11 protein-coding genes are annotated in these 11,922 nt (G+C 66.3%); 7 read left to right on the top strand and 4 right to left on the bottom strand.

Annotation, left to right across the window (positions count from 1 at the left end; genetic code table 11):
• Positions 1 to 51: 51 nt before the first annotated feature.
• On the bottom strand, positions 52 to 1,425 hold the full coding sequence (locus P9A17_RS03680; RefSeq protein ID WP_278037251.1) for a wax ester/triacylglycerol synthase family O-acyltransferase: 1,374 nt from the start codon (positions 1,423 to 1,425) through the stop codon (positions 52 to 54).
• A gap of 44 nt (positions 1,426 to 1,469) precedes the next feature.
• Positions 1,470 to 2,657 carry an ROK family transcriptional regulator gene (locus P9A17_RS03675; RefSeq protein ID WP_278037250.1) on the bottom strand — a complete coding sequence of 396 codons (1,188 nt, stop codon included), beginning with the start codon at positions 2,655 to 2,657 and terminating at the stop codon, positions 1,470 to 1,472.
• An 86-nt stretch (positions 2,658 to 2,743) separates the two neighbouring features.
• Here P9A17_RS03675 and P9A17_RS03670 point away from each other — a divergent pair, with 86 nt between their 5' ends.
• From P9A17_RS03670 to P9A17_RS03645, 6 genes are read left to right on the top strand one after another with little or no spacing between them, the layout of a single operon-like run.
• Entirely contained in the window at positions 2,744 to 3,700 is a 957-nt protein-coding gene (locus P9A17_RS03670; RefSeq protein WP_278037249.1) for a sugar phosphate isomerase/epimerase, read from the top strand.
• 11 nt (positions 3,701 to 3,711) lie between these two features.
• A complete protein-coding gene (locus tag P9A17_RS03665; protein WP_278037248.1) occupies positions 3,712 to 4,860 on the top strand; it encodes a PotD/PotF family extracellular solute-binding protein in 1,149 nt (382 codons plus the stop codon).
• A gap of 10 nt (positions 4,861 to 4,870) precedes the next feature.
• Positions 4,871 to 5,938, top strand: coding sequence for an ABC transporter ATP-binding protein (locus P9A17_RS03660; protein ID WP_278037247.1), 1,068 nt, complete (start codon positions 4,871 to 4,873; stop codon positions 5,936 to 5,938).
• Between the two features lie 3 nt (positions 5,939 to 5,941).
• Positions 5,942 to 6,856: a hypothetical protein gene (locus tag P9A17_RS03655; RefSeq protein WP_278037246.1), complete on the top strand. Its 915-nt coding sequence runs from the start codon at positions 5,942 to 5,944 to the stop codon at positions 6,854 to 6,856.
• Positions 6,853 to 7,641: an ABC transporter permease gene (locus tag P9A17_RS03650; RefSeq protein ID WP_278037245.1), complete on the top strand. Its 789-nt coding sequence runs from the start codon at positions 6,853 to 6,855 to the stop codon at positions 7,639 to 7,641. The genes P9A17_RS03655 and P9A17_RS03650 overlap by 4 nt, the downstream gene beginning before the upstream one ends.
• Complete coding sequence (locus P9A17_RS03645; RefSeq protein WP_278037244.1) at positions 7,638 to 8,624, top strand: Gfo/Idh/MocA family oxidoreductase; 987 nt, start codon at positions 7,638 to 7,640, stop codon at positions 8,622 to 8,624. The genes P9A17_RS03650 and P9A17_RS03645 overlap by 4 nt, the downstream gene beginning before the upstream one ends.
• A 13-nt stretch (positions 8,625 to 8,637) precedes the next feature.
• Here P9A17_RS03645 and P9A17_RS03640 read toward each other — a convergent pair whose 3' ends face one another.
• Positions 8,638 to 9,546: a LysR family transcriptional regulator gene (locus P9A17_RS03640; RefSeq protein WP_278037243.1), complete on the bottom strand. Its 909-nt coding sequence runs from the start codon at positions 9,544 to 9,546 to the stop codon at positions 8,638 to 8,640.
• Between the two features lie 295 nt (positions 9,547 to 9,841).
• Here P9A17_RS03640 and P9A17_RS03635 point away from each other — a divergent pair, with 295 nt between their 5' ends.
• The gene (locus P9A17_RS03635) at positions 9,842 to 10,591 is read left to right on the top strand and encodes an SDR family oxidoreductase (protein WP_278037242.1); all 750 of its coding nucleotides are present in this window, start codon (positions 9,842 to 9,844) and stop codon (positions 10,589 to 10,591) included.
• 89 nt (positions 10,592 to 10,680) lie between these two features.
• Here the strand turns inward: P9A17_RS03635 and P9A17_RS03630 are convergent, their stop codons facing one another.
• A complete protein-coding gene (locus P9A17_RS03630) occupies positions 10,681 to 11,832 on the bottom strand; it encodes an acyl-CoA desaturase (RefSeq protein WP_278037241.1) in 1,152 nt (383 codons plus the stop codon).
• Positions 11,833 to 11,922 lie beyond the last annotated feature (90 nt).

Genomic DNA, 11,922 nt, shown 5'->3' with positions numbered 1-11,922 from the left:
TGAGAGCCAGATCGGGAATTGCTCAGCGCGAGGGTCGCTTTCAGTGTCCGATCAGCAGGCGCTGAGCAGCTCTTTGAGCTCCAGGTCGAAGCGGTCGGCCAGATCCCACAGGTCGTCGACAAGCTGCGGGCAGGAGATGACGCCGATGTTGAGCTTGTCGCCCATCGACATCACGGTGATGTTCAGGCCCGCACCGGGGAACAGCGGGCCCAGCGGGTACAGCCCGGTGATCTCGGCGCCGCCGCTGTACAGCGTCGTCGGCGGGCCCGCCACGTTGGAGATGACGAGGTTGGTGATCGCCGTCGTGCCCAGCGCTGTGCGCGACAGCAGACCCAGCGTCCAGCCGAACACGTTGCGCGACACGCTCTGCGCCAGGTCGATCAGCATTGTCGGGCCCAGCGACGCGCTATGGTCCTTAGCGCGCCCGGTCGACTCGCCGATCGCCCGCAACCGCTCCAGCGGGTCGGCGATGTCGGTATGCAGGTTGGAGAACATCCCGGACAGCTGATTGCGGCCCGGGCGATCGGAATCGTCGTGCACCGACGACGGGACGAACGCGATCAGCGGCTTGTCCGGCAGCTCCGCATTCTTTTCGAGAAAGCCCCGCAGCGCCCCGGCACACAACGCCATCACGACGTCGTTGACCTTCACACCGCACTCGTTCTTGATCTTTTTGACGTCCTCCAGCGGCAGCTGCGCGAACGCGACGCTGCGCTCCGGTGTCAGCTTCTTGTTGAAGGGCGTCGACGGCGCGGAGAACGGCGCCGCCATCGCGGTACCGCTGACCGCACGTCCGACGGTGCCGGTGATCATCGACGCCGCTGCCGGCACGACCCGCGTCAGCTGCCACGGCCGTGTCACCACCCGCCACAGCCCGTCAGCGGCGATCTCCCACATCCCCGCGGCTTGCGGCCCCTCGACCGGGTCGGGCGGTGGCGCGTCGGGTTCGGTGTCGAGTAACTGGCTGAGCAGGTTCGCCGCGGAGACGCCGTCCACGGCGGCGTGATGCACTTTGAGCAGCAGCGCCACCCCGTCACGGCTGCCGCCCACACCCTCGATGACCCACATCTCCCACAGCGGCTTGCTGCGTTCCAATGGCGTCCCGACGATCCGGCCGCACACCTCGGCAAGTTCGTCACGCCCGCCCGGCTCCGGCAGCGCAATGCGGTTGACGTGGCGCGACAGTTGAAAGTCTGTGTCCTCGACCCACACCGGATGGTCGAAGTTCAGGTCGTTGTCGGTGATCTTGGTCCGGAACTCGGGGATCGCGGGGATGCGGGACGCCAGATGCTCGCGGAACTTGTCGAAGGTGTAGCCGCCCGGCACCGTCGAGGTGTCGAGTTCGGTGATCGAACAGACCTGCAGCGGCACCGTGGGCGACTCGCTATAGAGAAAGCCCGCGTCGAGGCCACTGAGACGTTCCATGCCGCGGGCTTACCCGATGTGACCGCCGTCTCAAACCGTAGCGTCTACCCCGCCACCAGCGCATGGCACGCGAACTCCGCCGCCCCCACCGCGCCGTCTTCGCGGCCCAGCTGGCACGTCCCGATCGTCAGGCCCTTCGTCGCCGCCGGCCGCGCGTGCTCGTACACCCGCTGCCTGATCGCGCTGAGCACGACGTTCTCCGCGCCACGGATGCCCGTCGAGATGAACACCGCCGCCGGGTTCAGGATCGTCACCAACCCCGCGATCGCATAACCGACGTCCAACCCTGCCGCGCGCAGCAACGCCGTCGCCGCCGGGTCCTCCAACTCCGCAGCCTGACCGATCGCCTGCATCGACAGCGGACCCTTGGCCTTCAACTCGGCAAGGGCCGGGCTCTTCCCCGACGCCGCCAGCGCCTCGGCCTCGCGCACCAGCGCCGGCGCCGACACCGACGCCTCCAGGCACCCGGTATTCCCGCACGCACAGATCGCGGTGCTGCCGGCGTCGATCGTGACGTGGCCGATGTCGCCGGCGAACCCGTCGCTGCCCCGCACCAACCGCTCGTTGACGACCAGTCCGCACCCGACGCCGCTGGACACCTTGACGACGGCGTAGTTGCACAGTCCCGACGCCGGGCCGCCCCTGGCCCGCTCCGCGATCGCCAGGACGTTGACGTCGTTCTCGACGAACGTGGGTACGCCAAAGCACTTCTGGAAGTGCTCGGCGATCGACACGCCCGCCCAGGCCGGCATCGTCGGCGGCGGCTCGGACACGTACCCGCCGTTGTCGATGTCCGCGGCGATCGACACCCCGATCATCCGCAGCGGGCTGCGGGCCTTGGCCGTCTCCCGCTTCAGTGCCGCGTCGATCGCGCTCAGTGCCGGCTGTGGGTCCGCCGGCGCCGAGCAGTCGACGACGCGACGGGACACCACCGTGCCGTCCAGTTGCATCAACACCATCGACACGCCGCCCGCATCGATGTCGACGCCGGCCACCAACCCGAAGCCACGGTCGCCGAGCACCAGCTTCGTCGCGCGCCGGCCGCCGGTCGACTCCATCGACTCTTCCTCGCGGACAACCTTTTTCGTGATCATTCCGCCGACCTCAGGCGACAGCCGGGACCGGCTGACATCCAACCGCTCCGTCAGCTCGGCGCGCGCCAGCGGCCCGTAGGTCAGCAGCGCCGCGACGACACGGCGCTGCAGCGACGACAGCCTCACGAGTTCTGTCACAGAAAGACGCAAGTTGTTCTAGACACAGACGGAAGGGTCTCATAGCGTCGAGATCGTCAGCAAGACCCAACGTTGTAAGGGATCTCATGAGGCTCGGGTTTTACACCGACTACAGCGAGGACATCGCCCGGTTCGCACAGGACACCGGCTTCACGTCGATGGAGCTGTCCGCGTGGCCGCAGTCGTCGCTCAACGCCGACGACGTCACCGACGAACGCATCAAACAGATCCGCGTCGACCTCGACGACCGCAACATCGAGATCTCCGCGCTGGGCTACTACCCCAACTACCTTGCCGCCGACAAGGACGAAGCCGCCGAGTACAAGCGCTACTTCCGCAAGGTCATGCAACTGGCCGCGCGCATGGAGGTGCCCGCGGTCTGCACGTTCGCGGGCATGACACCAGGCCTGACCGTCGAGCAGTGCATGGATCCCTGGGCGGAACTGTTCTCCGAATTCTGCTTGGAGGCAGAGGATCTGGGCATCAAGATCGGTCTCGAGAACTGCCCGATGCTCAACCACAAAGACCGCACCGGCGAGAACCTCGCGTTCAGCCCCGAGATCTGGCAGGCCATGTTCGAGGCCGTCCCGTCGCCGGCGCTCGGTCTGGAGATCGACCCGTCGCACCTGGTGTTCCTCGGCATCGACTACCTCCAGGCGATCTACGACTTCGGCGACCGCATCGTCCATTTCCACGCCAAGGACATCGACATTGACGAACGCAAGCGCGGCCGGCTCGGCTTCTACGGCCAAGCCTTCGGGCCGCTGAAGGGATTTGGCAACGGCTGGTGGCGATTCCGCGCACCCGGCTGGGGTGTCATCGACTGGCGCCGCGTCATCACCGCCCTCACCGACGTCGGTTACACCGGCAACCTCGACATCGAGCACGAGGACGAAGTGTTCGCCGCCGCCGCCATGTCGAAGATCGACAGCGAGGCCGACATCGTCGAGATGCTCGGAAAAGAGCCCAACGCACTGGTTTTGGGATACCGCTACCTGGCGCCGATGATGCCGCTGGACTCCACGGAACTGCTTCCGCACTAGAAGGAGCTGTCATGAGAATCAAGCGCATCATCACCGTCGCGGCCGTCGGAATCCTTGCCATGGGCGGGTTTACCGCCTGTGGCAGCTCCGAGGACACCACCGCCTCTGGCACGTCCAGTACCGGGGTGACGTCGGAGCCCGCCGCCAAACCGGACCGCCTCGTCATCCGCATCTGGAGCGGCGACCAGGAGAAGGTCTACGCCGAGACGGCTGCCGCGAAATTCACCGAGGAGACGGGCATCCCGATCGTCTGGGACACCACCGACGAAGCCGTGAGTTACGCCAAGCTCAACTCCGAGATGCAGGCCAACCAGCGGCCCAGCGCCGACGCCAGCTTCAACGCCCAGCAGCGCGCCTACACCAATGCCGCACGCGGATGGACGGTTCCACTCGACCCGTCGGTGGTCCCCAACCTGGAGAAGGTGACCGCGGAGACCGCCGCTCCGCCGGATCACACCGACGGGCCGTGGGCCTACGTGAACCCCTACACGCTGACGGTGCCCTTCATCGTCCGCACCGACGAGATCGACCCCGCCACGGTCAAGACGTGGGACGACCTGTTCAAACAGGAACTGGCGCAGAGCCTCGCGGTCGACACCATCTACTCGTCCACCGCATTCGGCTTCGCCCAGTCGATGGGCATCGACCCCGCCGAGAACCCACCCGCGGGTATGGATCCCGTGTGGGAGAAGATCTCCGGCCTGCGGCCCAACCTCGCGCAGCTCGGTTCCAACGCCGACGTCGTCACCGCGCTGACCAACGGGTCGGTCAAGCTCGCCATCAGCAACACCGGCTCGGGCATCCAGGCGCAGAACGCCGGCGCGCCCGTCGCACTCGTCGCCCCCGAGGACGGCATCTACGTCGTCGGCGACGCCTACTACATCCACAAAGGCATCCCTGACGAGAATGCCTATTACGCCCAGGTTTTCGCCAACTACCTGCTCGACCCCGAAGTGCAGTCCGTGGTCGCCGACAAGCTGGGCCTGATCCCCGTCAACCCTGAGGCCACCGTGCCCGCCTACATGGCCGACAACAAGGCCGTCTTCCCCCGTACCGCCGAGGATCTCGAGGCCGTCAAAGCGATCGTGGCGCCGGTGCCGCTGATGGCGAAGAATGACGAAGCGTGGCAGAAGGCCTTCGACACCGCGATCGGCCGGTAGGAAGAACTGAATGAACTCGACCGCCGCCATCCGGGTGGACCACGTCGTGAAGAATTACGGCGTGCTCACCGTCCTCGACGACGTGTCCGTCGAGATCGGCGACGGCGAGTTCTTCACCCTGCTCGGCCCGTCGGGCTCCGGCAAGTCCACGCTGCTGCGCATCATCGCCGGCCTGCTCGACGCCGACAGCGGCGACGTGGTGATCGGCGGGCAGAGCATGACGGGCCGCCCGGCGCACACGCGCGAACTCGGCGTCGTCTTCCAGTCGCTGGCGCTGTTTCCCCACCTGAGCGTCGGTGACAACGTCGGCTTTCCCCTGCGGATGCGCCGCGTCGGTCGCAAAGAGATCGCGCGGCGCGTCAGCGAGGCGTTGGATCTGGTGCAGCTGCCCGATCTACAGCACCGCGCGGTCAGCGAGCTCTCCGGCGGACAGAGCCAGCGCGTCGCCCTCGCCCGAGCCCTGGTCTACCAGCCGCGCATCCTGCTGCTCGACGAGCCGCTGTCCGCGCTGGACCGTCGCCTGCGCGAGAGCATGCAGCTCGAGCTGACCCGCATCCACCGCGAGCTCGGCGTCACCATCGTCAACGTCACCCACGACCAGCGTGAGGCCCTGATGGTCAGCGACCGAATCGCCGTCATGGACGCCGGGCGCATCGTGCAGTGCGGCCGCGGCACCGACCTCTACGCTTCGCCCGCAACGACTTTCGTTGCCGGCTTCCTCGGCGACCCGCTGCTGCTCGAAGGATCCATTGCCACCGCGGGGACGTTGGAGAGCTCCGGCGTCACCGTCGCGGTCGGTTCGTCGGTGCCGTTGGGCCGCGCGACGGCGGTCATGCGGCCCGAGCGGCTGCGCCTCGTCGACGCCGACGCACGGCACTGCTTCGACAACGGACTGCCCGGCGAGGTGCTGTTCTCCGCGTTCGACGGACACGGCACGTTCTATCAGGTCCGCCTCGACTGCGGGCCCACCGCCGCCGTCCACATCCCCGCCGGGCGTAACGCCTCGTCGCATGCGATCGGCGACGCGGTGATCGTCGCGTGGAACGCCGACGACGTCCCCATCGTCACGCAGGCCTGACTCATGCACTCCCGCAATGCCTCCGACCCGGCCGCCTCGGCGCCGTGGCGGGTCGTCGACGCGCTCATCACGCTCCGCGAGGTCTGCTCCCGGGCGGTGCCGTCACGGTTGACGCGGGTGGTGGCGTTGGTGCCGGCGTTGATTCTCGCCGGGTCTCTCGTGGCCGGGCTCGCGGCGCTGCTGTGGCGCAGCCTGCACGCCTACGACAGCTTCCTGCTCCAGCAGGGCGACCTGTCTCTGGTGCAGTACAGCGACCTCGTCGCCGATGCGCAGTTCCACACCGTGTTGATGCGGTCGCTGACGATGGCCGTGCTGGCGCCGTTGGTGGCCGTCGCGATCGCCATTCCGTACGCGTTGACGTTGACGCGCGTGCGGCGACGGTGGCTGCGCCTGGCGCTGCTGATCGGCGTGTTCGTGCCGATGCTGACCGGCGACATCACCCGCACTTTTGGCCTGCTCGTCGCGATCGGCCCCGGCGGGCCGGTGGAATGGCTGACCTCGGCGAACCTGGTCGGCGGGCTGTGGGGCATCGGGATCGGCATCGTGCAGATCCTGCTGCCCGCGGCCGTCGTCGTCCTGCTGCCTGCGGTGTTGCGCATCAATCCCGAACTCGGCGCTGCGGCAGCCACTCTCGGCGCACCCCCGAAGACCGTCTTCCTCCGCATCACGCTGCCGCAGCTGCGCGTCGGGATCATCGCCGCCTTCGCGGCCTGCTTCGCAATGACGATGGCCGCGTTCGCCGATCCCGCCATCCTCGGCCGCGGCCTGAAGAACTTCGTGTCGAACTTCCTGCAGGACCGCTATCTCGGGCTGGGTAACCCTGCGCAGGGTGCTGCGATCGGTGTGCTGCTGATGCTGATCGTCAGCTTCGGCACGGCGCTCATCCTGGTGATCGGCCGGGCCCGGAGGCGACGGTGAAACGCATCCGGTTGGCCGCCGTCGTCACGGGCCTGGCGCTGATCCCGTTGCTGGCGCCGACGGCGCTCGTGCTGATGGCGTCGCTGTCGTCGGGCGAGGTGCTGACGTTCCCCCCGCAGGGCTTCACCTTTGACTGGTACAGCGCGATGTTCGGCAACGAGGCGGTGTGGACGGCACTGGGCAACAGCCTGTACGTCGCCGGCCTGAGCGTGCTCATCAACGTCGTGTGCGGCGTTCCCGCCGCGCTGGCGCTGCCGAATGTCGGGCGGTACAGCAGAACGCTGTTCACGGTGCTGCTGTCGCTAGGCTTGTCGTCGCCCACCATCGTCACGGCCTTCGCGTACTTCGATCTCTACGGGCAGCTCGGCGTGCGGGGCAGCCTGACCGCGCTGGCGATCGCCGTGGCGGTGACGTGCTTTCCGTTCATGCTGTGGACGGTGCTGGCCGCGATCGAGGACACCGACCCGAACCTGGTGCCCGCGGCCGCGACCCTGGGCGCCGATCCTGTCGAGCAGTTCCTTTTCGTGCGGCTGCCACTGCTCGCGCCGGGCATCGTGACGGGTGCCCTGGTCGTGTTCGTCTTGAGCATCACCGATTTCGTCGTCGCCCAAGTGTTGACGACGATCGACAACCAGACGCTGCCGGTGTTCGTGTATTCGGGGCTGCGCGGGGCGATCTCGCCGTCGCTCGGAGCGGTCTCCGCGTTCTTCATCGCCGTCGTGGCGCTGGCGTTCGCCGTCGTATTGCGCCTCGGAAAGGTGGAACGATTCCTGTTTCGGACATGACGGCGGCCATCGTCGGCACCGGTTTCATGGCGCGCACCCATGCAGAAGCGTTGGCGCGCATCGGTGTTCTCGTCGCCGGCGTCGTCGGCTCTCGCACCGTCGAGTATGCCCACACGTACGACAGCTTCGACGAGATGCTCGACGACCCTCGCGTCGACATCGTGCACATCTGTTCGCCCAACCACATGCACTTCGAGCAGGCGATGGCCTGCCTGCAGGCCGGTAAGCATGTCGTGTGCGAGAAGCCGCTGGCGATGTCGTCCTCTCAGGCGCACATGCTGTCCGCCGCGGCCACCGAGCTGGGTCTCGTCAACGCCGTCTGCTTCCTCTCGCGCTTCTACCCGCTGTGCCAAGAGGCGGCGGCCCGGTCCGTCGGCGACGTGCGACTCGTAACCGGAAACTATTTGCAGGACTGGCTGTCTGAGGACACCGACTGGAACTGGCGGCTCGACCCCGCGGTCGGCGGCCCGTTGCGGGTGGTCGGGGACATCGGTTCGCACTGGCTGGATCTCGTCGGTTTCGTGACGGGCCAGCGGGTCGAGGCGGTGATGGCGGACCTAACGACGGTTCTCCCGGTGCGCCAAGGCTCGACCGTGACGACCGAGGACATGGCGGGCGTGCTGCTGCGGTTCGACGGCGGGGCGCGCGGGGTGCTGACGCTGTCGCAGGTGTCGCCGGGGCGGAAGAACCATCTGAGCTTCGAGGTCAGCGGTTCCGAAGCGTCGCTGGCGTGGAACTCGGAGAATCCGGACCAGTTGTGGACCGGGCACCGCTCGTCGCCCAACCAGCTCGAATTGCGTTCGGCTGGTGACTACCCGGCGGGGCACGCGATGGGGTACCCCGACGCGTTTAAGGCCTTGTTCCGCGCGGTCTACGACGGTGGCGAGTACCCGACATTCGAGGACGGCCTCGAGCAGGTGCTCATCGGTGAGGCGATCGCGGAAAGCGCGCGACTCGGACAGTGGGCTACCGTCCAGCGCTGACACCCCCGGACTCTCACTCGGGCGTGCCCTGACAGAGTAGGCCTGTGCCGCACCAGTTCTGCTGGTTGAGCTGGTCGAGCATCGCCGTCTCCGCCGCGCCCGGGTTGCGTCGCAGCCCGAGAAGGACGGGCTCAGCGAGGGAGGGCTCCAGCGGGCGGGCGAGTTCTTCGAAGCCCTCGGGGATGGCGGAGGCCGGAACCACAGCGATACCCAGGCCCTCAGCCACGAGGCGTACCGCCGTGGAGATCTGTGACGCGCGGGCCACCGTCTGTGGCCCGAGGCCTGCATCGGCGAGCAGGCGGGCCAGGTACTCGTCGAGCAGGCTGGTGCGCCGGAATCGGATCCAACCCTCTGCCGCCAGCTCTTCCAGGCGCACGGTTGTGTTATCGGCGAGAAGAGGGTGCCCCTTGGGCAGGACGGCGACGTAGGCCTCCTCGCCCAGTGGGTGGATGTCGAAGGTGCATCCGGCGGGGACGCGGTGCACCAGGACCATGTCCAGCGATCCCTGGCGCAGCAGACGCTCCATGTCCGCAGGATCGGGCTCCTCGTGCAGAGTCACCTGAAGCTTTGGATGCCGCTGGCGAAGCTGGCCCAAAGCCTTTGGCAGCTGGCGCGCCCCCAGACCCATGTGAACGGCGATGATCAGTTCGCCCGCCAGTTCCCCGTCAGCTGCGCGGGCTGCAGTGACGGCGCGTCGGGATGCAGTCGTCGCGACCTTCGCCTCTGCAAGGAACGCGCGCCCAGCCACCGTCACCGTCACTCCCGTCGGAGTGCGCGTAAACAGCGCCACCCCGAGGTGCTTTTCCAAGGCGCCGATCTGCTGCGACAACGAGGGTTGGGTGACGCGCAGGCGTTCGGCTGCCGCTGTCATCGAGCCCTCCTCGGCGACGGCAAGGGCGTACTCGTATTGGCGCAGGTTCATCAGAGTCACCTCGACATGACATAGATAATCTCAATGTCGAGCATACGTTGCCACTATTTGCGTCTATGCAATGCCCGACCTACCGTGGTGCCATCAGCACGGCCACGCGCTTCGCGTCACCATCAGCGCGCGCCGCTGCCAATCCCAATCCTGAAACGCCCCAACAAGAAACGACGGGACCTCACATGAATCACCACTGCGGTGCTCGAAGAAATGCTCGCCTGGCGCGACGCACAGCAATGATCGACCGCCGCCCTAGTACGCGCTGCAGAGGATGACAACTCAAGGAGAAGGTATGCGTCTTGCGAACAAGGTAGCCCTCGTCACTGGCGGAAGCGCTGGCCTCGGCCTAGCGATTGCCCAGAGATTCGGAAGTGAAGGAGCCCACGTCTACATCACGGGTCGACGAGCGGACACGCTCGACGCCGCAAAGTCTTCCATCGCGGGACGAGTCACCCCGGTCACCGCAGACGCGACGGCGTCGGACGATCTCGGCGATCTGATGGAGATCATCCGCCAGCAGAGCGGTCACCTCGATGTGGTCGTCGCAAACGCGGGAAGTATCGAGCGGACCAATCTGGGAGACGTCACCGAAGAACACTTCGACCGCACCTTCGACCTCAATGCCCGCGGCGCCCTGTTCACCGTCCAGCGAGCCCTGCCGCTCCTTCGCGCCGGTGGATCGATCATCTTGCTGGGCTCGATCACCGCATTCAAAGGGCTTGTCGGAGCTGGTGTTTACAGCGCGACAAAGGCGGCCGTCCGATCCTACGCGAGAACATGGGCAGCCGAGTTCGGCGACCGCGGCCTCAGGGTCAACGTGCTGAGTCCGGGCCCGATCGACACGGACATCATCGACGGGCAGGCCGAGTACTTCGGTCTGGATCCTGCAGCTCTGCGCGCCGAGATGAGCACCCACGTCCCGATGGGACGCCTGGGACTCCCCGACGAGATCGCCAATGGTGCATTGTTCCTCGCGTCCGATGAGAGCAGCTTCATGACGGGTGCAGAACTTTGCATCGACGGCGGAATGGGTCAGGTGTAGCCCATCAGGGCTGCACTGCCGGCCGCCAGGTCTGCTGCGTGCCAAAGCCGACCAATCACCGTCCAGCGCTAGTGCCGCCGAAACTGTAACTACGCAGCAAAAGTTCGAGTAACGGCCTGCGTGGTTGCAGTCTCGCTGAGCCGCGGATGAATCTTCACCATGGCGCCGCCTCGGCGCCCACCGAAGAATCCGTTCGGCAACGCGAGCCGGTGGATGGTGCGCAGCGTCGACCCGTACTGGTGCGCCAGCGAGCCCGTCAGGTACGGAATGCCGTACTTCTCACACAGGGGCCGGACCCGCGCGGCGACCTCGGCAAGCCGATTACTCGGCAGATCCGGAAACAGATGGTGTTCGATCTGGTAGCACAGGTTGCCGCTCGCAAAACCCAAGAGCCGACCGGCTTTAAAGTTCGCCGTTCCCAGCATCTGCCGCAGATACCACTCGGCTCTGGTTTCGGTCTTCAGCACATCGGCGGTGAATGTCTGTGTGCCGTCAGGAAAGTGGCCGCAGAAGATCACCACATACGCCCACAGATTCCGTATCAGGTTGGCGACCGCATTCGCCTGCAGCGTCCTGCGCCAGCGTTTGAGGCTCAGCGCGGGCCACAGGATGTAATCCTTGAATCCTTGGCGGGAGATCTTGCGCAGAACGTCCTTCGCCTGCGCGACCTTCTCTGCCCGCGTTCGCTTCAAATCGACACCGTGCAGAGCGATGCCCCACTCGAATGTCAAAGCCAGGAACAGGTTCTGCAGGGGCTGCAGCAGGTGACCCCGCGTCCACGGCTGATCAGGGCTCACGCGCATCACGCCGAATCCGAGATCGTCGTCCTCGCCGATCACATTGGTGAACACGTGGTGGCGATAGTTGTGCGACGTCTTCCACTGCGACGAGACGGCGACCATGTCCCACTCCCACGTGGTCGAGTGGATCTCCGGGTCGTTCATCCAATCCCATTGGCCGTGCGACACATTGTGGCCGATTTCCATGTTCTCGACGCTTTTCGCAAAACCGAGCGCGGCGGTGCCCAGAGCCCAGACTGCCCTCGAGCGAGCGGTAGTGATGAGGACCCGCGACGCGACGTCGAGGGTGCGCTGGAACAGGATCGTCCGCCGGATGTAGGTGGCGTCACGGGTCCCGAGGGACTCTTCGATGTCACTGCGGATCAGATCGAGTTCTCGTCCGAGATTCTCGATGTCGTGTGGGGTGAGATGTGTGTATCGGGCGATGTCGGTGATTGCCATGTGGGTCCTAGAGTCGATCCAGCTGAAGGGCATCGATGTAGACCCTGAAACCGAAGTATGTGGCGCCGGTCGACGATGATCGGGCGAGAA

The organism is Mycobacterium sp. 236(2023) (genome assembly GCF_029623955.1).
In the GTDB taxonomy this organism is placed as follows: Bacteria; Actinomycetota; Actinomycetes; order Mycobacteriales; family Mycobacteriaceae; genus Mycobacterium.
The sequence above is the reverse complement of the archived record's forward strand: the minus strand, read 5'-3'. Positions and strand labels throughout refer to the sequence as shown.

Coding starts and splice junctions, on each gene's coding strand:
- P9A17_RS03655 (WP_278037246.1), top strand. CDS start 5,942: ATGCACTCCCGCAATGCCTCCGACCCGGCCGCCTCGGCGCCGTGGCGG.
- P9A17_RS03660 (WP_278037247.1), top strand. CDS start 4,871: ATGAACTCGACCGCCGCCATCCGGGTGGACCACGTCGTGAAGAATTAC.
- P9A17_RS03680 (WP_278037251.1), bottom strand. CDS start 1,425: ATGGAACGTCTCAGTGGCCTCGACGCGGGCTTTCTCTATAGCGAGTCG.
- P9A17_RS03630 (WP_278037241.1), bottom strand. CDS start 11,832: ATGGCAATCACCGACATCGCCCGATACACACATCTCACCCCACACGAC.
- P9A17_RS03635 (WP_278037242.1), top strand. CDS start 9,842: ATGCGTCTTGCGAACAAGGTAGCCCTCGTCACTGGCGGAAGCGCTGGC.
- P9A17_RS03670 (WP_278037249.1), top strand. CDS start 2,744: ATGAGGCTCGGGTTTTACACCGACTACAGCGAGGACATCGCCCGGTTC.
- P9A17_RS03640 (WP_278037243.1), bottom strand. CDS start 9,546: ATGAACCTGCGCCAATACGAGTACGCCCTTGCCGTCGCCGAGGAGGGC.
- P9A17_RS03665 (WP_278037248.1), top strand. CDS start 3,712: ATGAGAATCAAGCGCATCATCACCGTCGCGGCCGTCGGAATCCTTGCC.
- P9A17_RS03645 (WP_278037244.1), top strand. CDS start 7,638: ATGACGGCGGCCATCGTCGGCACCGGTTTCATGGCGCGCACCCATGCA.